Source organism: Streptomyces sp. NPDC002870 (assembly GCF_042888505.1).
GTDB lineage: Bacteria > Actinomycetota > Actinomycetes > Streptomycetales > Streptomycetaceae > Streptomyces.
In genome coordinates this window covers 88,406-109,274 of record NZ_JBIAPW010000010.1, presented here as the reverse complement: position 1 = coordinate 109,274, position 20,869 = coordinate 88,406, and the positions used below count along the sequence as shown (strand labels likewise).

At 69.5% G+C, this 20,869-nt stretch carries 22 protein-coding genes; 15 read left to right on the top strand and 7 right to left on the bottom strand.

What is annotated here, in order from left to right; translation table 11 throughout:
- Positions 1-400: 400 nt before the first annotated feature.
- Positions 401-1,489: a DNA cytosine methyltransferase gene (locus tag ACFYWY_RS15200; RefSeq protein WP_389185416.1), complete on the bottom strand. Its 1,089-nt coding sequence runs from the start codon at positions 1,487-1,489 to the stop codon at positions 401-403.
- A gap of 286 nt (positions 1,490-1,775) precedes the next feature.
- On the opposite strand from ACFYWY_RS15200, the gene ACFYWY_RS15195 reads away from it, so the two are divergent.
- Together ACFYWY_RS15195 and ACFYWY_RS15190 are read left to right on the top strand one after the other, a co-directional pair.
- Positions 1,776-2,330, top strand: a complete 555-nt coding sequence (locus ACFYWY_RS15195; protein WP_389185413.1) for an HNH endonuclease — start codon at positions 1,776-1,778, stop codon at positions 2,328-2,330.
- 92 nt (positions 2,331-2,422) lie between these two features.
- Positions 2,423-3,658 (top strand): DNA cytosine methyltransferase, encoded by a 1,236-nt coding sequence (locus ACFYWY_RS15190; RefSeq protein ID WP_389185410.1) that lies wholly within the window; start codon positions 2,423-2,425, stop codon positions 3,656-3,658.
- Here ACFYWY_RS15190 and ACFYWY_RS15185 read toward each other — a convergent pair.
- The 4 genes from ACFYWY_RS15185 to ACFYWY_RS15170 form a co-directional block, all read right to left on the bottom strand.
- A complete protein-coding gene (locus ACFYWY_RS15185) occupies positions 3,569-4,042 on the bottom strand; it encodes a very short patch repair endonuclease (protein ID WP_389185407.1) in 474 nt (157 codons plus the stop codon). The genes ACFYWY_RS15190 and ACFYWY_RS15185 overlap by 90 nt on opposite strands.
- Before the next feature lie 66 nt (positions 4,043-4,108).
- A complete protein-coding gene (locus ACFYWY_RS15180) occupies positions 4,109-5,089 on the bottom strand; it encodes a NaeI family type II restriction endonuclease (protein ID WP_389185404.1) in 981 nt (326 codons plus the stop codon).
- A gap of 67 nt (positions 5,090-5,156) precedes the next feature.
- Positions 5,157-6,170: an SEC-C metal-binding domain-containing protein gene (locus ACFYWY_RS15175; RefSeq protein ID WP_389185401.1), complete on the bottom strand. Its 1,014-nt coding sequence runs from the start codon at positions 6,168-6,170 to the stop codon at positions 5,157-5,159.
- A 28-nt stretch (positions 6,171-6,198) separates the two neighbouring features.
- Positions 6,199-6,621 (bottom strand): DUF3592 domain-containing protein, encoded by a 423-nt coding sequence (locus tag ACFYWY_RS15170; RefSeq protein WP_389185398.1) that lies wholly within the window; start codon positions 6,619-6,621, stop codon positions 6,199-6,201.
- A gap of 119 nt (positions 6,622-6,740) precedes the next feature.
- Between ACFYWY_RS15170 and ACFYWY_RS15165 the strand changes: the two genes are divergently transcribed.
- The 4 genes from ACFYWY_RS15165 to ACFYWY_RS15150 all read left to right on the top strand — a co-directional run bounded on the left by ACFYWY_RS15165 (position 6,741) and on the right by ACFYWY_RS15150 (position 9,728).
- A complete protein-coding gene (locus ACFYWY_RS15165; protein ID WP_389185395.1) occupies positions 6,741-7,553 on the top strand; it encodes a class E sortase in 813 nt (270 codons plus the stop codon).
- A 52-nt stretch (positions 7,554-7,605) separates the two neighbouring features.
- Positions 7,606-7,920 (top strand): DUF6412 domain-containing protein, encoded by a 315-nt coding sequence (locus tag ACFYWY_RS15160; RefSeq protein WP_389185392.1) that lies wholly within the window; start codon positions 7,606-7,608, stop codon positions 7,918-7,920.
- Positions 7,921-8,007: 87 nt separating this feature from the next.
- On the top strand, positions 8,008-8,742 hold the full coding sequence (locus ACFYWY_RS15155) for a YidC/Oxa1 family membrane protein insertase (RefSeq protein WP_389185389.1): 735 nt from the start codon (positions 8,008-8,010) through the stop codon (positions 8,740-8,742).
- A 125-nt stretch (positions 8,743-8,867) separates the two neighbouring features.
- Positions 8,868-9,728 carry a fumarylacetoacetate hydrolase family protein gene (locus tag ACFYWY_RS15150; RefSeq protein WP_389185386.1) on the top strand — a complete coding sequence of 287 codons (861 nt, stop codon included), beginning with the start codon at positions 8,868-8,870 and terminating at the stop codon, positions 9,726-9,728.
- A gap of 171 nt (positions 9,729-9,899) precedes the next feature.
- Here ACFYWY_RS15150 and ACFYWY_RS15145 read toward each other — a convergent pair whose 3' ends face one another.
- The gene (locus ACFYWY_RS15145; protein WP_389185769.1) at positions 9,900-10,340 is read right to left on the bottom strand and encodes a heme-degrading domain-containing protein; all 441 of its coding nucleotides are present in this window, start codon (positions 10,338-10,340) and stop codon (positions 9,900-9,902) included.
- A 71-nt stretch (positions 10,341-10,411) separates the two neighbouring features.
- Positions 10,412-11,506, bottom strand: coding sequence for a Gfo/Idh/MocA family oxidoreductase (locus ACFYWY_RS15140; RefSeq protein WP_389185383.1), 1,095 nt, complete (start codon positions 11,504-11,506; stop codon positions 10,412-10,414).
- 55 nt (positions 11,507-11,561) lie between these two features.
- On the opposite strand from ACFYWY_RS15140, the gene ACFYWY_RS15135 reads away from it, so the two are divergent.
- From ACFYWY_RS15135 to ACFYWY_RS15095, 9 genes are all read left to right on the top strand, one after another.
- Entirely contained in the window at positions 11,562-12,635 is a 1,074-nt protein-coding gene (locus tag ACFYWY_RS15135; RefSeq protein ID WP_389185380.1) for an ROK family protein, read from the top strand.
- Between the two features lie 130 nt (positions 12,636-12,765).
- Entirely contained in the window at positions 12,766-13,914 is a 1,149-nt protein-coding gene (locus ACFYWY_RS15130; RefSeq protein ID WP_389185378.1) for a hypothetical protein, read from the top strand.
- Between the two features lie 30 nt (positions 13,915-13,944).
- Entirely contained in the window at positions 13,945-14,709 is a 765-nt protein-coding gene (locus ACFYWY_RS15125) for a GntR family transcriptional regulator (protein ID WP_389185375.1), read from the top strand.
- Positions 14,710-14,920: 211 nt separating this feature from the next.
- The gene (locus ACFYWY_RS15120; RefSeq protein ID WP_389185372.1) at positions 14,921-16,042 is read left to right on the top strand and encodes a TIGR03364 family FAD-dependent oxidoreductase; all 1,122 of its coding nucleotides are present in this window, start codon (positions 14,921-14,923) and stop codon (positions 16,040-16,042) included.
- Between the two features lie 14 nt (positions 16,043-16,056).
- Positions 16,057-16,746 (top strand): phosphonatase-like hydrolase, encoded by a 690-nt coding sequence (locus tag ACFYWY_RS15115; protein WP_389185369.1) that lies wholly within the window; start codon positions 16,057-16,059, stop codon positions 16,744-16,746.
- The gene (locus ACFYWY_RS15110) at positions 16,743-17,795 is read left to right on the top strand and encodes an ABC transporter ATP-binding protein (protein WP_389185366.1); all 1,053 of its coding nucleotides are present in this window, start codon (positions 16,743-16,745) and stop codon (positions 17,793-17,795) included. Before ACFYWY_RS15115 ends, ACFYWY_RS15110 begins: the two co-directional genes overlap by 4 nt.
- Before the next feature lie 355 nt (positions 17,796-18,150).
- The gene (locus ACFYWY_RS15105; protein WP_389185363.1) at positions 18,151-18,999 is read left to right on the top strand and encodes a 2-aminoethylphosphonate ABC transporter permease subunit; all 849 of its coding nucleotides are present in this window, start codon (positions 18,151-18,153) and stop codon (positions 18,997-18,999) included.
- Positions 18,986-19,783 carry an ABC transporter permease gene (locus ACFYWY_RS15100; protein WP_389185360.1) on the top strand — a complete coding sequence of 266 codons (798 nt, stop codon included), beginning with the start codon at positions 18,986-18,988 and terminating at the stop codon, positions 19,781-19,783. Before ACFYWY_RS15105 ends, ACFYWY_RS15100 begins: the two co-directional genes overlap by 14 nt.
- A gap of 24 nt (positions 19,784-19,807) precedes the next feature.
- The gene (locus tag ACFYWY_RS15095; RefSeq protein ID WP_389185358.1) at positions 19,808-20,866 is read left to right on the top strand and encodes a 2-aminoethylphosphonate ABC transporter substrate-binding protein; all 1,059 of its coding nucleotides are present in this window, start codon (positions 19,808-19,810) and stop codon (positions 20,864-20,866) included.
- Positions 20,867-20,869 lie beyond the last annotated feature (3 nt).

Sequence of the window (20,869 nt, the reverse complement as noted above, 5' to 3'; positions counted from 1 at the left end):
GGAGCCGTGCTGCTGAGGAAGCGAGAAGAAAGGTCGGGGCAGCCGGCGAGCAGGCGCTCCTCGGACTGCTCTTCCGGGGTGGGTTATTGCGGGTCAGACATGTGGCAGCACTCTCGGACGCGTACGGATACGACATCGAGGCAGCCCTGTCCGGCTCAGAATTCGCGCATCTGGAGGTCAAGTCCACGACCGACCCGACCAGGCTGCTGGTCCATCTCACGCGTCACGAGTACGAGGTCATGCTGGCGGATGCCGAGTGGAGCATGGCTGCCGTCCTCGTTGGCGCTGACGGCAGCGCATTGAACGTGGCCACCGTCAGCCGACGGTGGCTTCACGCGGCTGTCCCGGGAGACCGGACCAGGAACGGCAGCTGGGAATCTGCGCGGCTTTCCGTTCCGGCTCAGGCCATCACGCCGGGACTCTCAATGGATGCTGGCTGGACGCTCCTGCCGGATAGTTCGCTTCCGAGCCACCCGGTGTGGGGGATGCAGACCTCCGGGGTACTGGTCTGAGTCAGTGCGCTGGCAACGCTGCGGCCAACGGCCTCTGCAACCGGCGGTGGGAACGCGTTTCCCACCTGCCGAAAAGCCGAAGTCTTGCGGCCGGTGAATGCCCAGTCGGGAGGGAAGCCCTGAAGCAGCGCTATCTGGGCCACGGTGAGCTTTACCGGCAGCAGTGCTCCGGGCAGGGGCAGAGCGTCGGCGACACTGGATCCGTTGACGCCGAGTTCGGCCCAGGCCTGCCGGGCGCGGGAAGGGCCAAGGTCGGGACCGCCGTGCTTTCGGGAGCCACCGCAGAGAGTGGGCGCGATGCGGCTCGCGGAGTCCGCCCACTCGCGGGCCTGTTCCCAGCCTCGCGAAGCCATGGACTCGAAGAGGACGCTGCCCACTGAAGGCGCGGTATCTGGGCAGGACGTCGGCTCTGGCCACTTGAAGCGAGTGAATGAGGCCGGCCGCATGGCAACGAGGACCGAGCGTGGCCGGAGTTGAGGCACCCCGAAGTCACAGGCGCGCAGCAGGCGCCAGCTGGTGGCGTAGCCGAGATCCTCTAACTGGCGCAGAATAGCCGTGCGGTAGCTGTCGAATTTCTTCTGCAGGATCCCTTTGACGTTTTCGATCACGACGGCATGCGGCCGGAGCCTGGCGGCCAGCGCCAGCATGACGGGGAACAGGTCTCGCTCGTCGTCTGCGCCGAGTTGTTTGCCTGCGAGCGAGAACGGCGGGCAAGGGACGCCCGCAGCGAGCAGATCGATGCCCTGGTCGGCAGGGCGGAGATCGTGAGCGAGGAGATTCCGGGCATCCGTGTGGAGAACGTTCCAGTGCGGACGGTTTATGCGCAGGGTGTTCGCGGCGTCTGCATCCACTTCGACAAGTGCGATGTGTTCGAAACCGGCACGCTCTAGACCCAGGGCCTGACCTCCGGCGCCGGCGCAGACTTCGATGCCTGTGAGCGCCCGGTTCTGCGTGGCGGTGCCGAGCTGGTTCCGCATGGTGTTCCTCCCGCTTTGGTGCTGCGATCGATATCGCTCACAGCTTGCCGCCACTTGCCGCGGCAAGTGGCGGCAAGCTACTGTGCTCCCTCGAAGGGGCTAGCATTCGGATGTTTGAGCGATTGGTGGAACCGTGGTCGACATGGGGCTGAGCTGGCAGAACGAGTCACTCGGGGCCCGCGTCCGAGTCGCACTATGGCTGCGTGACGAGGTTGGCGAAGGGGGAACGTTCTCCAAGGCCCGAATCCGGGAGGCGGTCAGGGGGACCGAGCAGGTTGACCGTCGTATGCGGGATCTGCGTCCCGCGGGCTGGGTGATCCTCACGTATCGCGACAAGCCCAGCCTTCAGCCGGACCAGCTGTATCTGGAGAAGATCGGGCTGCCGATCTGGGAGGCGGAACACCGCGCTGCCGGTCTGCGCCAGATCAGCGCGAAGGCGAGGCGCTTCGTGTACGAACGCGACGGCCACATGTGCCGTCGCTGCGGAGTCGCCGCAGGCGAGGAGTACGCCGACGATCCGGGGGTCCATGCGCGTCTTACGCTCGGCCACGTCAATCCGCACAAGTCGGGCAATGGGGCGAATGCCGAAGACCTGATCACGGAGTGCGCCCGCTGCAACGAGACAGTGAAACACCTCACTGGTGTGCAGATGACCAAGGAGCAGGTCTGGGACCGGATGAAGGAGCTCCCGCTACGTGGCAAGCGCGACCTGCTGGCATGGATGAAGGTCGACCATCGTCCTCTGAGCCCAGCGGAGAAGGCGTGGGGAATGTACCGGCAGCTCCCGGCTGCTGTGCGTGAGGAGCTCGAGAAGGACCTGGAAGCACTCATGAGGAGCTGAGCGTCCCCTGTGGCTTACGGCTGGTCTCGTGGTTCCTGTCGGTGCGGGATGCGACACTTGCGTGTCTGTCATCACCGCCCCAGGAGGAGCCGATGGGTACCACCGACCACAAGCTGACCTCGATTGAGATCTGCGCGGGTGCCGGTGGCCAAGCTGTAGGGCTTCACCAGGCTGGCTTCCGGCACCTTGCGCTGGTTGAGATCGACAAGCATGCCGCGGAGACGCTGAGGGAGAACATCAAGAATCATCCCAAGTGGCGCTGGGAGAGGGATCATTGCTTGATCCGTGAGGCCGACGTGAAGGAGTTCCACCCGCTCGAGGAAGTGCCCGCTCCCGACGCCTACGGCGAGGGCAAACGTGCCACGTCTGATGAAGTGGAGCTGATCAAGCCGGGACAACTTGATCTCCTCGCTGGTGGCGTACCCTGCCCACCGTTCTCGGCGGCAGGGAAGCAGCTCGGCCGTGAGGACGATCGTGATCTGTTCCCCAGGATGCTCGCCCTTGTGGAGCAGCTCCAGCCGCGTGCGGTCATGATCGAGAACGTGCGAGGGCTGGTTGAGCCAGAGCGTAAGTTCCGCTACTACCGCAACCACATCAAAAACCGGCTGCGCAAGGCTGGCTATGTCATCTGCGGTTGGCGGGTCTTGGAAGCTCGTGACTTTGGCGTGCCTCAGCTCCGGCCGCGGGCCATCCTGGTCGCAATCCGCGAGGACGAATACCGGGGCTTTGACTGGCCGGAGCCGCAGGGAAAGATCGTGACAGTAGCGGAGACGCTGACGCCCTCCATGAAGCGGAGGCTTGGCGAAGACTCTGCGCGTTTCAGGAAGTGGCATAGCCAGGCGGAACTTGGCACAGTCGCTCCCACGCTCGTCGGTGGATCCAAAAAGCACGGTGGCGCGGATCTTGGTCCCACGAGGGCAAAGAAGGCATGGGCTGCGCTCGGCGTCGATGCTATGGGCGTGGCCAACGACGAGGACAAGATGATCGACCCTGATCGTGACCTCGGCACCCTGAAGAGAGGGCCAAAGCTCACTGTTGAACAGGCTGCTCTCATCCAGGGCTTCCCTGAAGAGTGGAAGTTCACTGGCGGCGGTAAGACCGCTCGTTACAGGCAGGTCGGCAACGCGTTCCCACCGCCTGTCGCGGCTGCGGTCGGCGAATGCATCAAGGAGGCGCTGGCTCGCACCGGGCCACTGCGCGAAGACCCAAGCCCGGGCTTCGAGCCGGAAGATGACCCGTCACTCGTCGCTCCTGAGCTTCCGCTCCAGCAGGCGCTGCCGACGATCGAGGACGACGCGGAGGACTGCGCTCGCGCACTTGTCGGGTGACTCGTGCTCCCAGAAGCGCAGGACCGTCCAGCCGGCTTCAGTGAGACGGCGGTCAGTGTCACGGTCGCGGGCCATGTTGCCCGCGACCTTGCCTGACCAGTAACCAGGGTTGGTCTTCGGTGGGACGTAGTGCTCGGGGCAGCCGTGCCAGTAGCAGCCGTCGATAAATACGGCCACCTTCGTTGGCCCGAAGACGATGTCTGCCGTCCGGCGCAGATCGGGGAGCGGCTTAGCGGCTACGCGGTACCGCAAACCCTGGGCGTGAAGCAGGCGGCGAAGAAGCCGCTCCGGCTTAGTGTCCCGGCTGCGGATTGCTTGCATGTTGCGGCGACGGGCAGCGGATGAGGCCCACGAGCCAGCTGGAGGATTCCATGGGTCGGTCACTGTTCAGTCCTAGCGATGCTTCCCACTGCAAAGGGCGGTTTCAGGTAGGCCAGTCAAGAGCCTGCCTCACAGGTTACCTTCAGCCCGTTTCCGAGGAATGACGGGCGCTGCAATCGGCTCATCTTCCGACCTCGCAACTACCCAGTAAGTGCCATTGACTTCAGCCGCGGGCCGTTTGTCTGGAATCGCCGGGGCTGGTGTAACACGGGCGGCAACGAGCTCACCCTTCTTGGGAACTGGCAAACCCAATGCCCGAGCCACCAGAGGATCATTATCTTGATGGCCGAGAACCAGAATTCCGTCTGGCCGCAGTGCGTCGCGGGCGCCCCCGTTGCCTCGGGCACGCTTCATCGGATCGTCGAGGCCGTGACCAACAGTCTCAATGATCGTTCTCCGGAGAATGATCCCTTGGACTTGGACTTCTCTAAAGAGCTGGAAGATTCTGGCTTGACCGTGCCGCTGATTGCGACCCTTCGCATCCATGATGCGCTTACATGTTTCGGGATCAAGGTGTAGCAGCAGGTTTTGCGCAAGTTTCCCGTGCTCGGGCCAGAGCCAGCGAATGGCGGCTACACCAGCCTCATTGAGCCTTCGCTTAGCATCGCGGTTCTGAACGGAGCGAAGATGCATTTCGGTGGCGCGGACAAGCCCGGCCCGCCACGAGCTGTTCTGATCGCTAGCTGTTACTACCAGGCATAGGTGGCCAACCATCTCTGGGCCCATCTCCCAGCCTCCGATGCGCTGGGAGAACTTGCAGTCCACCTCGACCCCACCTATGCGGTAGTCGGTCACGTCTCCGTCGTCGAACTCGAACTCTCTGTGCAGGTTGATTTCAACGAGAGTCCCCATGTGGGTCTTCTCGGTTTTGTGCAGTTTTTGGTACTCGTAGCGTCCGTTGCGGCGCCCGTCCAGTAGCTGGTCGAGCGTCGCTCGCAGGACGTCAGCAAACCGCTGGCCGTCATGGTCGAGGCTGGCCAGATGGGCGGCTACCAACTCCAGTTCGGTGTCGTGGACACCGCGAGAGTGATCTTCAGTCAGATCTGTCACGGGGTCATCTAAGCCGGCTCCGCGGGGGACCGGTTGGGAGGACAGCAGGCATCCCAGCCTGGCGGCCTCAGCCCTGAACCAGCCCCCCGTGGCAATCCCGGTACACCCTCCCCGTCCCGCACCAGCAAGCCGCCCCCTTTGCCGGCGGCCACGCCACCGCGCGGCCCCTTGCCGCCAGCGTCGTTGCGTACTGCGGGAGCAGGTCCGCGTTTGCCGGGGATGACTGTTCCGAGGCTGCGAACGCCTCGTACGACGGGACCGTCGCCCTCACGATGCCCAGGTTTTCCGTGCCCGTGGATGACAGGTCCCGCAGCGAGGCCTCGATGTCCGTAAGGTGCGCCCTCTGGGTCGGGTATTCCGATTCCAACTCGGGGTAGGCCGCGAGCAGTTCGGTCAGTTCGTCCTCCGGCCAGTGCAGGACCGCCACCGGGAACGGGCGGGACAGGGCCGAGCGGTACGAGCCCAGTTCGGAGCGCAGGCGGGCGATTTCCGCCTGTAGTTCGGCCGGGTTGTTGGAGCCCAGGGCCCAGAGGCGCTTCGGGTCGTGGAGTTCGTCCAGGGAGATGTTCGACGCGTGGCCCCGGTCGGCCAGGGCGTCCCACTCGTCGTGGGGCAGGCCCAGCAGGCGGCGGACGCGGTGGCGGCCCGTGAGGAGGGACTGGATGTTGTACGGGACGGGCTCGTCGTCGCCCGCCGGGAGGAGAAGGGTGAGCGCTGTCGTGAAGCAGTCGTGGGACGCCTCGAGCTCGTCGTGGGACTCCAGCGTCTCGGCGATGATCTCCCACGGCGCGGCGTCCAGTGGGGCCGCCGTGCGGATGCCGTTGATCAGGGCGCGGGCTTCGGCTTCGTGGCCGTACTCCCAGAGGTTCGCCGCCTGAAGGGCCTTGATCAGCAGGGGGTGCTCGGGGTCGGCCGCGAGCATGCGGTCGTAGAGGGTCGAGGCGCGTTCGCGGTCGCCCGCCAGCTCCAGATGGGCCACGGCTTGGAGGAGCAGTGGCTCATGGTCCTCGGGGTACTGCGTCGCAGTTCGCAGCAGGCGCTCGGCTTCGGTGATGTGATCAGCAGGCGTGTCGGGGCGCATGGTGGACACCGTACTGCTGTACGGGGGTTCAGAGGGATGAGCCGATTCTCACGAGTACCGCCACCAGGGATCCGAGCCAGAGTGCCGTACCCAGAGTCAGCGTGAGGAGCGCGTTCGAGCGGGTGGACGGTGAGTCGATCTGGGCGTGCTGCGGGTTGTGCGGGGTGTAGAGGACGCGGACCCGCGAGCCCTCGGGGAGCCGGTGGGGACTGCCGGAGTTGTCGATCAGCGGGTGCTCGACCTCCGTGCCCTCGTCCGTCGTCCAGCGCACGACCGGATGGGCCGTGGAGTACGACGCCTCACGCGTGGCTATGTGGCCCGTCACCGTGCCCAGCGCGCTGCGGCCAGTGCTGCGTACGAGCTCCGCCAGGATGTAGTTCGTGCTTTGTACGGCGCAGATCGCCAGGCCTGCGAGGAAGGGCACGAGGGTCAGGAACCAGAAGGGACTCATGGGGCGCCATCGTAGGAGGGCGTAGGAGGTTGGGAGCGCGCGGGAGTCGTATGAGGGCGCGGGCGACGTCCGAGGTCATGGGGCTGGTGAGTTGATGGGGCAGCCCCTATCGTGCCGCCGTGCGGGAGCGGGAGCGGATACCGGTCGTGGTGCAAGGGCGCAGCTCGCGGCGGCGGGCCACGCTCGCCCATGGGCTGTGGGCCGGGGCCGAGATCGCGGTCACCCTCGGGGTCGTCGTACTCCTCCTCGTCGTGCATCAGCTGTGGTGGACCAACCGGCAGGCCCGCCAGGGCGCCGAACACAAGGTCCAGGCCCTGGAGCGGGAGTGGGAGGACCCCGCCGACGATACGGGGGACAGGGGGGATTGGGGGGAGGGCGTTCCTCAGGACACGGGGGACGTCGTCGACGAGACCGTGCCGGGCGAAGCCGCCGCGTCCCCCGTCCGTGATCAATCCGGCGCGCGGAGAACCCCACCCAGCTGGGATCAGGCGTACGCCGTCCTCCGCATCCCCCGCCTCGGCGTCGTCGCCCCCGTCGCGCAGGGCATCGCTAAGAAGGGCGTCCTCGACAAGGGGTATATCGGGCATTACCCACAGACCGCCCAGCCGGGCGAGGCGGGGAACTTCGCCGTCGCCGGGCACCGCAATACGCACGGCGAGCCCTTCCGGTACATCAACCGGCTGCGTGGCGGCGACGAGATCAACGTCGAGACGCGCGACGGGGTCTATGTGTATGTGGTGGACCAGGGGGTGTCGCAGACCTCGCCCCGGGACACCGCAGTGATTGCGCGCGTGCCGCGGAGCATCGTGAAGCCGGACGCCGGGTACAGCGAGCCCGGGTACTACCTCACACTCACCACCTGCACGCCCGAGTACAGCTCCAAGTACCGGCTTGTCGTATGGGGGAAGCTGAAGTCGATGAGCCCGCGCTAGGCTGAGGGTTCGAAGCAGCGAGGAAAGCAGCGAAGGAAGGCGAGGGGGGATCATGGTCGGTCGTTTGACGCGGCTGCTACGTCCCGCCGTGCTGCTGTTGCTTCTCCTCGAGGTCCTGCTCATCGACGGCGGCAGCCTGACCGCCGCGGTCGCGCTCGCCGCGACCGCCACCGCCGCCGCCGGTTCCGCGCTCGTCGTCTGCGCCGTGATCAGCGCGCGCTGCGCACCCGCCGTGCCGCGCACCCGGGTTCGCACCGCCATCCGCGACCGGGAGCAGCGCACCGCCTTCCTGCCGCAGCGCGATCCCGACGCGAAGGGCCGGACCAGGCCCCGAGCGCCCGGTCGTGCCCTCCCGACGGCCGCGTAGGGGCATCTCCTCGAACAACACCCCTCGCGGGTCGTCATGCCGTCATGTCCTCATCCCGGCAAGACGAGACCCTCGGAGGGCTCTCCCATGTCCGTTTTCGCCAGCTTGGTCGCGCACCTCGCCGACCTGCTCCAGCCGCTGTTCCACGCATCCGCCACCGCCGCCGCGATCGTCGTCTTCACCGCGCTCGTACGGCTGGCGGTCCATCCCCTGTCGCGGGCGGCCGCCCGGGGCCAGAAGGCCAAGGCGAGGCTTTCGCCTCAGATAGCCGAGCTGCGCAAGAAGCACGCCAAGAACCCGGACCGTATGCAGAAGGCGCTCATGGAGCTGCATGCGAAGGAGAAGGTCTCGCCCTTCTCCGGCTGCCTGCCGAGCCTGCTGCAGGTGCCGGCGTTCTTCCTGATGTACCACCTGTTCTCGAGCGGGCAGATCGGCGGCGAGCCGAACGGCCTGCTCGCGCACACTCTCTTCGCCGCGCCGCTCGGGGACCGGTGGACCGACGCGCTCGCGCACGGCGGGGTCTTCGGGGGCGCGGGACTGGTGTACGTCGCGCTGTTCGTGATCGTCGCAGCCGTGGCGACGTACAACTACCGGCGTACGAAGGTGCAGATGGCGGGCGCGGCCATGGACCAGCAGGTGCCCGGCATGGGGGCGATGACGAAGGTCATGCCGCTGCTCTCCTTCGCGACCCTCCTCACCGTGGCGTGGGTGCCGCTGGCGGCCGCGCTCTACGTCGTCACCAGCACCACTTGGTCGGCGGTCGAGCGGGCGTTCCTCTACCGGGACATGCCGGTGGCGGGCGCCCTTGCTACCGCTGGGTAAAGGTCCAGGTTGTGAACGGGGTCTTGCGGAGTGGTCCGGCGTCTTGGAGGATCAGCCAACATCCGATCCCTCGATGGCCGCTACCCGTCGCCCGGGTTCGCACTCTCGACCAGGGGAGAAAGACCATGAAGCTGCTACGTGTCGGCACACCGGGCGCCGAGCGACCGGCCCTGCTGGACCAGGACGGGACCACCCTGCGCGACCTGTCGGGCCTTGTCACGGACGTCGACGGGGAGCTGCTCGCCGACGCGTCCGCCCTCGCCCGGATACGGGCGGCGGCCGAGTCCGGCGAGCTGCCCGTGCTGGACGCCGGCGGTCTGCGTACGGGAGCGCCGGTCGCTCGGATCGGCAAGGTCGTGTGCATCGGGCTGAACTACCACGATCACGCGGCCGAGACGGGCGCCGAGGCCCCGGCCGAGCCGGTCGTCTTCTTCAAGGCCGCCGACACGGTCGTCGGGCCGAACGACACCGTGCTGGTGCCGCGCCGCAGCCGCAAGACCGACTGGGAGGTCGAGCTCGCGGTCGTGATCGGGCGTACGGCCCGCTACGTGGAGGACGACGAGGACCCGCTGTCGTACGTCGCCGGGTACGCGGTCGCGCACGACGTCTCCGAGCGTGAGTTCCAGATCGAGCGCGGCGGCACCTGGGACAAGGGCAAGAACTGCGAGACGTTCAACCCGCTGGGCCCGTGGCTGGTGACGGCGGACGAGGTCCCGGACCCGCAGGCATTGAGCCTGAAGCTGTGGGTCAACGGGGAGCTGAAGCAGAACGGTACGACCGCGGACCAGATCTTCCCGGTGGCGGAGGTCGTGCGGTACGTCAGCCAGTTCATGACGCTGTACCCGGGGGACGTCATCAACACCGGGACGCCGGCGGGGGTGGCGCTGGGGCAGCCGGAGCCGAAGCCGTTCCTGCGGGCCGGGGATGTGGTGGAGCTGGAGATCGAGGCTCTGGGCCGCCAGCGACAGGAGCTCAAGGACGCGTAGGCACGGGCGCGGAAGCAAGGGCGCGGAGGTAAGGACGCGTAGGGGGTAACCCGCGGCTGCGGGCGGGGGAGTCCGCAGCCGCGGGTCGGGGAAGGGCCGCGGAGGTACGGGGGATGCCCCCGCGGCCCTGGTCTGTGGGTCTGTGAACGAGCCGCAGCTCGTCCGCCGCCGTCACGTCGCGATGAAACGCTCCAGCGCCTCGACCACCATCGCGTGGTCCTCCGCCTGGGGCAGGCCCGAGACCGTGACCGTGCCGACGACGCCCACGCCGGCGACCGAGAGCGGGAACGATCCGCCGTGGGCCGCGTACAGATTCGGGTCGAGGCGCGAGGAGTCCTCGAACGTTGTGCCCTTCGCGCGGTGGCGGGCGCCGACCAGGTACGAGCTCTCGCCGTACCGCTCGACGACCCGGCGCTTGCGGTCGATCCACGCGTCGTTGTCCGCGCTCGACCCCGGCAGCGCGCAGTGGAAGAGCTGCTGCGCGCCACGGCGGATGTCGATGGCGATCGGGGCCTGCCGCAGATAGGCCATCTCGACCAGCATGCTGCCGAGCGCCCAGGCGTCGTCGTTCGTGAACCGCCGCACCGTCAGCCTGCGTTCCTGGTCGACCATCTCGTCGACGGTGAGCGGCGCGGGCGCTGGTGCGGGGGTGGACGCGGGTGTGGACGCGGGTGTGGGCGCGGTCATGCGGAGACCTCCACCGTGATGCCCTCGCGGGCGGAGCGGCGTGCGGCCTCCAGGACGTCCAGCGCGGCGGCCGCTTCGCGGGCGGTGACCGGCGGGGGCGTACCGTCGCGCAGAGACGTCGCGATGCCCGCGTAGTACGCCGGGTAGTCGCCCGGCACCGTCTCGACCGGGGTGCCGTCGCCCGTCAGCGGGGACTCACCCGCGCCGATCCGGCCCCACAGCGACTTGGGCTCGACGCCCCAGCTCTTGCCCGGCGTCGGGCGCTTGCCCTCGCGCAGGTCGGCCTCCTGCGGGTCCAGGCCGTGCTTCACGTATCCGGCCGCAGAGCCCAGCACCCGCAGGCGCGGGCCGAGCTGCGCGGTCGTAGCGCTCACGTGCAGGTGGGAGCGCACTCCGTTCGCGTGTGTGAGCGCGATGAAGGTGTCGTCGTCGGTCTCGGCGCCCGGGCGGCGTACGTCGGACTCGGCGTAGACCCGCACGACCGGGCCGAACAGGGTCAGCGCCTGGTCGACGACATGGCTGCCCAGGTCGTACAGCAGACCGCCGATCTCCTCCGGGTCGCCGGACTCGCGCCAGCCGCCCTTGAGCTGCGGACGCCAGCGCTCGAAGCGGGACTCGAAGCGCTGTACGTCGCCGAGCCTGCCCTCCGCGATCAGCTGCTGGAGGGTGAGGAAGTCGTTGTCCCAGCGGCGGTTCTGGAAGACCGAGAGCAGCAGACCGCGCTCCTCGGCGAGGTCGGCGAGCTCACGCGCCTCGGCGGCGCTGCCGGCGATCGGCTTGTCCACGACGACCGGGAGGCCGGCCTTGAGCGCGGCGGTGGCGAGCGGGACGTGCGTCTTGTTCGGGGAGGCGATGACGATGAGGTCGAGCTCGCCCGCGCGCTTCCACAGGTTGTCGGGCGAGGCGGCGAAGCGCATGTCGTCGCCGAACTCGGCGCGGGCCTGCTCCCGGCGCTCCGGGTTCGAGGTGACGATCGTGTCGAGGGCGAGGCCCTCAGTGGCTGCGATCAGCGGGGCATGGAAGACGGAGCCCGCCAGGCCGTAGCCGACGAGTCCGACGCGAATGCGGCTTCGGGTGTCGGTACCAGTCATGGTTCTACTTAAGCAACGGTGTTGCCAAACTGCAAGCGCGGAGGAAAATGGGGGCGTGAACAAAACCGCCGGTGGAGTGAATCTGCCCGTGCTGCGCAGTCATAACGCGGCGCTGGTGCTCGATCTGCTCCGGGCGGCCGGGGAGGGCGGCATCAGCCGCCTCGAACTGGCAGAGGGCACTGGGCTCACTCCCCAGGGGGTCAGCAAGATCACCGCGCGCCTGCGCGAGGGGGGCCTGGTGGCGGAGGCGGGCCGCCTCGCGTCGACCGGAGGCAAGCCGCGCACGCTGCTGCGCCTGGTCCAGTCGGCGGGGCATGCGGTGGGCGTGCACCTGGACCGCGACGAGCTGACGACGGTCCTGCTGGACCTGGCGGGCACGCTGGTCGCGTCGCGTACGGTACCGCTCGACCTGGGGGCGGGGGCGGAGACGGTCCTGAAGACGGTGACGGCGGAGGTCGCGGCGGTCCCGGCGGCCGGGCGCGTGCTCGGTGTCGGGGTCGCCATGCCCGGGCCGCTCGACCACACCGCCGGCGTGCCCCAACGCGTCACCGGGTTTCCCGCATGGGACGGGTTCCCGCTCCGGGACGCCCTCACGGAGCGGCTCGGATTGCCCGTCGTACTCGACAAGGACACCAACGCCGCCGCCCTCGGGCTCGCCCTGCGTGGGCCCGGGGACTCGTTCGCGTATCTCCATCTCGGTACGGGGCTGGGCGCGGGACTCGTACTGGGCGGGGCGCTCTACCGGGGCGCGCGCACCGGAGCGGGGGAGTTCGGGCATCAGGTCATCCAGCTCGGCGGGCCCGAGTGCAACTGCGGCAGGCGCGGCTGTATCGAGGCGCTCTGCCTCGCGGCGGTCGGGCACGGCGACCTCGAGCGGGCCGCGGGTGTCCTCGGGATCGGCGCCGCGAACCTCGTCGAGCTGCTCGACATCGATCGGGTGCTGCTCGGCGGCCGGGTCGTGACCGCGGCGGCCGAGCCGTTCGTACGGGGGGTCGGCGAGCGCGTCCGTATCCCTGTGGTCCTCGCCGAAGGCGGCGCGCACGTCGTCGCGGAGGGCGCCGCGCAGCTGGTGCTCGCGCCCGTGTTCGGCCGCGCCGAAGCGTCACCCGCCGGAGTGAAAATACGCTGATAGAGCGGAGTTGCGCGGCTGTTCGGCCCTACGGAGACCCGGAGCCGGTGCCCCTATGCGCGTGCGGGGGGAAGCTTTTGGGGCACGGCCGGGCGATCCCCCGGCCGTAGGCGATCAGCAAAGGCCCCTCATGCGACTGCGCTATGCCCTCACCGTCGGCGTCACCGCGGCCACCATCGCGCCCGCGGCGCTCACCGCGGTGAGCGCGACGGCCGCGACGTCGGTGACGGCAGTGACGGCGGCGGCTCCCGCGGCCGCCCGCGCCGCGGCGGGCACAGCGCTCACAGGCTCGACCGCGACAGCCGCGATCACTGGGGCGGCGGCGGCTCCCGTGGCTCCGCGCCCTGTGGTCGGCACGGCGCTCACTGGCTCGACCGCGACCACCGCGATCCCTGGGGCGGCGGCGGCCTCCATGACCGGGGGCCTGACCGTGCACCCCGCCGCCGACGCGTCGCTCACTGGCGTTACCGCGATGCCGGCCGCTCTCGTTGCTCCGCGCCCCGTCGCCGACGTCATCGCCGCGCCCAAAGCCATACCCCCGGCCCCGCCCACGGACAAGCCCGGCGAGGTGCTCGCCGCCACCCCCCTTCCCACCCGGCTGGAAAGCCGCCCCGCCGACCGGCAGCCCACCTGTGGCAAGGCCACCGACCCCGACTTCCCCATCGACACCCGCGTCCACGGCGGCCCGTCCGTCCACCAGGCCGGCGGCAGCTTCGCGCTGTGGTCCGTCGACCTCGCCAACACGACCGCCGAGGCCTGCCGCAACATCCACCCAGTGATCATCTTCACCGGAAGCGGCCCCGGTCTCACCCCGGCCCGGATCACCCTGGAGTTCTACGACGACGCCGCCGCCCTCTGGCGCCCCGTCGCCCTGGAGACGACCGCCGAGGGCGAGATCGTCGGCGTACTCGGCGGCGACGGCGCTTTCCCCGGCTTCGCCGTCCCGGCTCGCAAGTCCGTCACCGCCAAGGTCCGGCTCAGGCTCGCCGGCGACGCCCCGCCCAACCAGGTCACGGTCAATGCCGCTGTCGTCCAGCGGCAGGGCGACGACGGCGACTGGGTCGGGGAGTCCGGCGACTACCGCTTCGCCGTCCTCGGTGACGACGGCTCCCGCGTCGACAGCGGCGTCGCCCCCGACGAGCTCGCCCCCGACGAGCTCGCCACCACCGGCACCGGCACTGGCTCCCTTCTCCTCCTCGGCGCGGCCTTCTGCGCGGTCCTGCTGGGCAGCGGGGCCCTGGCGCTCGCGTCCCGGTGGCGGCGTACGGGCCGGCGCTGATCGTTCACGTAGGTCTGCGAACATCACCTGGTGGACTACCCGAACGACCAGGCGCCCGGCGCCCCTGTCCGCTCCGGCATTCCGGAGCATGGACGCATCCCCAAGTACTACGCCGTCAAGGCCCATATCTCGCTCCTGATAGAGGAGTTGGGCGAGGGGGGACTGCTGCCCACCGAGCGCGATCTCGCCGTACGGTACGAGGTCTCCCGCGAGACGGTGCGTCAGGCCCTGCGCGAACTCCTGCTGGAGGGCCGGCTGCGCCGCCAGGGCCGCGGCACGGTCGTCGCCGGTCCCAAGCTGGAGCAGCCGCTGTCGCTCGCCAGCTACACCGAGGGGGTACGCCGCCAGGGCCGCAGGCCGGGCCGTGCGCTGATCAGCCTCGACCGGTTCCCCTGCTCCGACGCGCTCGCCGCGGAGACGGGCGCGGAGCGCGGGGAGCCGGTGTGGCACATGGAGCGGGTGCTGCTCGCGGACGACGAACGCGTCGGCCTGGAGAGTACGTACGTATCCGTGGCCCGGGCGCCACGGCTGGACGCGGACTTCGACCCCGACTCGTCCTTCTACGCGTATCTGCGCGAGCGGCTCGGGATCGCCTTCGGCGACGCGGACGAGCGGATCGAGACGGTGCTGGCGACGCCGCGCGAGGCGCTGCTGATCGGCACGCCGCCGGCGCTGCCGATGCTGCTGATCCACCGCGTTTCGCGGGACACGGCGGGCAAGCCGCTGGAACGGGTCCGCACACTCTTCCGCGGCGACCGCTTCAGCTTCACCGCGCACCTGGGCAACGGGCGCTGAGGCGGGCGCTGTAGGGGGACTGCCGTTCGGACTGCCGTTCGGACTGGCCCGTCCCCCTGCGTCCCCCTGCACTCGAACTCTGCGACGCGCTCTGGACGAATCACGCCGATAACGAGAAGGTAACGGGTCTAGTCCAAGCTTGGGTGCCCGTTCACCCTCCCGTTGCCGTCCGGATTCGTCCGGGCCACCACTCCCCAGGAGCGTTGCCGTCGTGAGAGTCATCGTCGTAGGAGCCGGCGTGGTGGGAACCATGCACGCCTGGCACGCAGTGGAGCGCGGCCACCAGGTCGTTCAGATCGAGCGCGAGAGCGAGGCGCGAGGCGCGAGTCTGCGCAATTTCGGCCAGATATGGGTCAGCGGCCGCGCGGGTGGCGAGGAGCTGGAGACCGCGCTGCGCGCCCGTGAGCTGTGGGAGGCCATCGGGGCGCGCGTTCCCGGGCTCGGCTTCCGGGCCATCGGCTCGCTCACTCCCGTACGAGGCGACCTGGAGCTGGCCGTCGCCGAGGCCGCCGTCGCCCGGCCCGATGCCGCCGCCCGCGGCTACAAGCTCGTCACCGCCGCCGAGGCGCGGCGGATCAACCCCGCCCTGCGCGGCGACTTCACCGCCGCGCTCTGGTGCGAGCGGGACGCCGCCGTCGAGCCGCGCCCTGCCCAGCTCGCCCTGAAGCAGGCCTTGCTGGCGTCCGGCCGGTACACCTACCTCGGCGGGCGCGAGGTCCGCGACGTGCTCGGTGAAGGATCCGTCCGCGACGATCACGGCGACGTACACACCGGCGACGCCGTCGTCCTCTGCCCGGGCGCATCGCTCTCCGGCCTCGTCCGCGAACTCGCCCCCGACCTCCCCGTGCGCCGCGTACGCCTCCAGATGATGCAGACCGACCCGCTCGGCGAGCCGCTCACCACCTCCGTCGCCGACGCCGACAGCTTCCGCTACTACCCGGCGTACGCGAGCGAGGCCCTGGACGCCCTCAACTCCGGGCAGCCCCAAGTGCCGACCGCCGCCGCGCACAAGATGCAGCTGCTGATGGTGCAGCGCAGCGACGGCGGGCTGACCATCGGCGACACCCACGAGTACGAGCACCCCTTCGCCTTCGACACCCTCGAGGACCCGTACGAGCACGTCACCGCGGTCGTCGAGTCCTTCCTCGGCAGGCCGCTGCCGAAGATCCGCCGCCGCTGGGCCGGGGTGTACGCGCAGTGCACCGACAAGAGCCGTGTCGTGCACCGGCAGCAGGTGCGCGACGGCGTCTGGCTGGTGACGGGGCCCGGCGGGCGCGGCATGACCTGCTCGCCCGCCATCGCCGAGACAACCGCGAACGAACTGGGCTGGTAAGGAAGTTGACGAGGATGACGACGATGAAGACGACCCGGGCGAACCTTGTCGTCCTGGACATGGCCGGAACGACCGTCGCCGACGGAGGACTTGTCGAGCAGGCCTTCGCGGCGGCGGCGGAGCGCCTGGGCGAGGACCCCGCCTCGATGATCGACTACGTCCGCGCCACGATGGGCGAGTCGAAGATCTCCGTCTTCCGGCATCTCTTCGGCGACGAAGCCAGGGCGCGGGCCGCGAACGCCGCGTTCGAGGACGCGTACGGGGAGCTGGTCGACGGCGGGCGCATCGCGCCGATTCCCGGCGCGCGGGAAGCCGTCGAGGAGCTGCGCGGCCAGGGCCGTACCGTCGTCCTGACCACCGGCTTCGCCCGCACCACCCAGGACGCGATCCTCGGCGCGCTCGGCTGGCAGGACCTGGCGGACCTCACCCTCTGCCCGGCCGACGCCGGCGGGCGCGGCCGCCCCTACCCCGACATGGTGCTCGCGGCCTTCCTGCGCACCGGCGCGGTGGACGGCGTCCAGCAGATCGCGGTCGCGGGGGACACCTCGTACGACATGCTCAGCGGCGTACGGTCCGGAGCGGGCATCGTCGTGGGCGTGCTCACCGGCGCGCACGACAAGCAGCAGCTCCAGACGCACGGCGCGACCCATGTGCTGGGCTCCGTCGCCGAATTGCCGGGGCTGCTGGCCGGGGCGGACCGATGAACAGCGGCATCCGCTTCGAGAACCTCTCCGTCGCGTACGGCAAGAGCGTCGTCCTGGACTCCCTCGACCTCACCGTCGAGCCGGGCGAGGTGATGGCGCTGCTGGGGCCGTCCGGATCGGGGAAGACCACCGCGCTGCGGGCCGTCGCCGGTTTTGTGCAGCCCGTCTCCGGGCGGGTGTTCATCGGCGACCGTGACGTGACCGGGCTGCCGCCGCACCGGCGGGGGATCGGGATGGTGGTCCAGCAGTACGCGCTCTTCCCGCACATGCGGGTCGAGGAGAACGTGGCGTTCGGGCTCCGCGCGCAGAAGGCGCCGAAGCGCGAGATACCGGGGCGGGTCGCCGAAGCGCTCGAGATGACGGGGATGGCGGCGTACGCGCGCCGCTATCCGCGCGAGCTCTCCGGCGGGCAGCAGCAGCGCGTCGCGATCGCGCGGGCGCTCGCCATCAGGCCCGGCGTGCTGCTGCTCGACGAGCCGCTGTCGGCGCTGGATGCGCAGCTGCGCTCCGGGATGCTGGCGGAACTGGCACGGCTGCACCGGGAGTTGCCGGACGTCTCGATCCTGTACGTCACGCACGACCAGGTCGAGGCGCTGACGCTGGCGGACCGGATCGCGGTGATGGACAGGGCGCGGCTGCGGGACTGCGGTACGCCGCAGGAGCTGTACCGGCGGCCGCGTACGGAATTCACGGCGTCCTTCGTGGGCAACGCGAACCTCATCCCGGTCACGGTCGGCTCGGGTTCCGTGTCCTTCGCCGGGACGGACCTGAAGGTCCCCACGGCCGAGGTCGCGCCCGGGGCGAGCGCGACGCTGTGCGTACGCCCGCACCTGATCGGCCTCGGGGACGGCCCGAACGCCCTGCGCGGCACGATCGCCGAGATCCAGTGGCGGGGCTCCACACACCGGCTGTACGTGGACGTCGACGGCCACCGCCTGAAGGCGGACGTCCGCGAACTGCGGGAGACGCCGTCCCTGGGCGCGGAAGTGACGGTGCACTTCGCACCGGAGGACGCGGTGCTGCTGGGCGCGGGGGTGTCCGATGCCTGACGCGACACCGACCTCGGACCGACTCGGGCCCGCCGAGGGCTCTTCCTCGCGGTCGTCTGCGGGCGCGGAGACGTCGGTGCCCCGGCCGTCCGCGCCGGACGCGACCCGGCCGGGGGCCGGAGCGCCTGCGCTCGCCAGCGGCGCGCAGCCCCCGGAGGGGGCGGTGCCCGCCCCGAGCGGTGTCTCGCCGGCGGCGTCTGTCGACAGTCCGCAGCCCCCAGCGCGGCCTGCGCCCGCCCCGAGCGGTGTCTCGCGGTCGGCCTCTGCCGCCAGCCCGCAGCCCCCGGAGGCGTCGACGCCCGGGCCGTCCGCGCCCGCCGCGACCCGGCCGGGGGCCGGAACGTCCGCGTCCGCCGTGGGCGCATCGCCCCCCGGCGGCAGGGCGCAAGCCGGCACGCGTGCCCGGGCCGTACCGCGCTTCGTCTGGGTCCTTCCCCCCGTCGCCGTCCTCGGGCTCGTCTTTCTCTACCCGCTCGCGCTCGTCGTCCAGGAGTCCCTCGCCCCCGGCGCCTACGCCGACGTCTTCGCCTCAGAGGCCTTCCGGAAAGCCCTGACCACCACCGTCTGGCTCGCCGTCGGGTCCACCGTCGGGTGTCTCGTCCTCGGGTTCACCCTCGCCCTGGTCATCGCCTTCGTGCCGTTCCCCGGCGGCAAGGCCGTCGCCAAGTTCATCGACGTCTTCCTCTCCTTCCCCTCCTTCCTGATCACGCTCGCGCTGCTCTTCGTCTACGGCACCGTCGGGATGGCCAACGGCGTATGGACGGACGTCACCGGCGCGGCCGAAGGCCCGTTCCACTTCCTCACCACCCCCTGGGGCGTACTCCTCGCGGAGATCACCTACTTCACGCCCTTCGTGATGCGCCCCCTCCTCGCCGCCTTCTCGCAGCTCGACACAGCCCAGATCGAGGTCGCCTCCTCACTCGGCGCACGGCCCGCCCGGATCGTGCGGCGGGTGATCCTGCCCGAGGCGCTGCCCGCCCTCGCCGCCGGCGGCAGCCTCGTCCTCGTCATGTGCCTCAACGAGTTCGGCATCGTCCTGTTCACCGGGGCCAAGGGCGTCACCACCCTGCCGATGCTCGTCTACGGCAAGGCGATCCTCGAGTCCGACTACCCGGCCGCCTGCGTCGTCGCCGTCGTCAACATCGCGATCTCCGTGGGTCTTTACAGCCTCTACCGGATGGTGAGCCGCCGTGTTGGTGCATAGCCGCAAGGGGAAATGGGCCGTCTGGGCGCTCTTCCTCGTCCTCTTCCTGCCGCTCTTCGCGCTGCCGCTCCTCGTCATCGTCACCGCGTCGTTCTCGACGAACTGGTCCGGCGCCTTCCCCTCCGGGCCGACCGCCGAGCACTACAGCGCGGCGGTACGCGGCGAGTCCCTGCAAGCCCTCACCACCAGCCTGATCACCGCCGTCACCGCGAGCCTGCTCGCGCTCACCGTCGGCAGCTGGGCCGCCCTCGCCGCCGCCTCGCTCAAGAAACGCGGCCGCCGCGCGATCGACGCGCTGTTCATGCTGCCCGTCGCCGTCCCCTCCGTCGTCGTCGGCCTGGCGATCCTCGTCGCCTTCTCCAAGCCGCCGATGCTGCTCAACGGCACCCGCTGGATCGTGATCCTGGCGCACACCGTTCTCGTCACGGCGTTCGCCTACCAGTCCGTCGCCGCCGCCATCGTCCGACTCGACCCGATGTACGAGCAGGCGGCGGCGAGCCTCGGCGCCCGACCCTCGTACGTCCTGTTCCGGGTGAAGCTCCCGCTCCTGCTGCCGTCCCTGAACGCGGCCGCCGGACTCTGCTTCGCCCTGTCCATGGGCGAGTTGAGCGCCACGATGATGCTCTACCCACCCGACTGGATGCCGCTGCCGGTGCGGATCTTCACCGCCACCGACCGCGGGTCCTTGTTCACCGGCTCGGCCGTCGCGGTCGTCCTGATGGGCACGACGCTGCTCGTGCTCCTCGCCGTGTCCCGTATCCGCACCAAAGCCTCTTACCGCTGATCACCTTCAGGAGTGCACAACGCCATGGCCAGCTACCTCAAGCCGATCGCCGCCGTCACCGGCAGCCTCGTCATCGCCGCTTCCCTCACCGCCTGCGGCGGCTCCTCCACTGCCTCCGACGAGAAGGTCGTGACCGTCTACAGCGCCGACGGCCTCAAGGGGGAGAACGGCGACGGCTGGTACGACCAGGTCTTCAAGGACTTCGAGAAGGAGACCGGCATCAAGGTCAAGTACGTGGAGGGCGGCTCCGGAGAGATGGTGCAGCGCGCCGTCCGCGAGAAGTCCAACACCCAGGCCGATGTCATCGTCACCCTCCCGCCCTTCATCCAGCAGGCCGACTCCAAGGGGCTGCTCCAGTCGTACGAGCCCCAGGGCGCCGACAAGGTCAACGGCGCGGACAAGTCCGGTGACGGCAAGTGGACCTCTGTCGTCAACAACTTCTTCGGCTTCATCTACAACAAGAAGGAGCTGACGGCTGCTCCCAAGACCTGGGAGGAGCTGCTGGACGCGAAGTACAAGGACAAGCTGCAGTACTCCACGCCCGGCGTCGCGGGCGACGGCACCGCCGTCGTCATCAAGGCCATGCACGACTTCGGCGGCAAGGAGCCGGCGATGGCCTATCTGAAGAAGCTCCAGGCCAACAACGTCGGCCCGTCCTCCTCCACCTCCAAGCTCGCGCCCAAGGTCGACAAGGGTGAAATCCTGGTCGCCAACGGTGATGTGCAGATGAACTTCGCGCAGTCCAAGTCCATGCCGAACCTCGCCATCTGGTTCCCGGCGAAGGCCGGCGGCAAGCCCACCACCTTCGCGCTGCCGTACGCCGCCGGGCTCGTGAACAAGGCCCCGCACAGCGAGAACGGCAGGAAGCTGCTCGACTACCTGCTCAGCGAGAAGGCTCAGAAGCAGGTCAGCGCGGTGGGCGGCGGCTTCTCCGCCCGTACGGATGTCAAGGCCACCGACGCCAACGCCATCGAGCTCGCCAAGCTGCTCGAGGGCGTCGACGTCTTCGAACCGGACTGGAGGGACATCGACACCAACCTTCAGTCGTACGTCGACGCGTGGAAGTCCGCGACGGGCAGCTGAGTG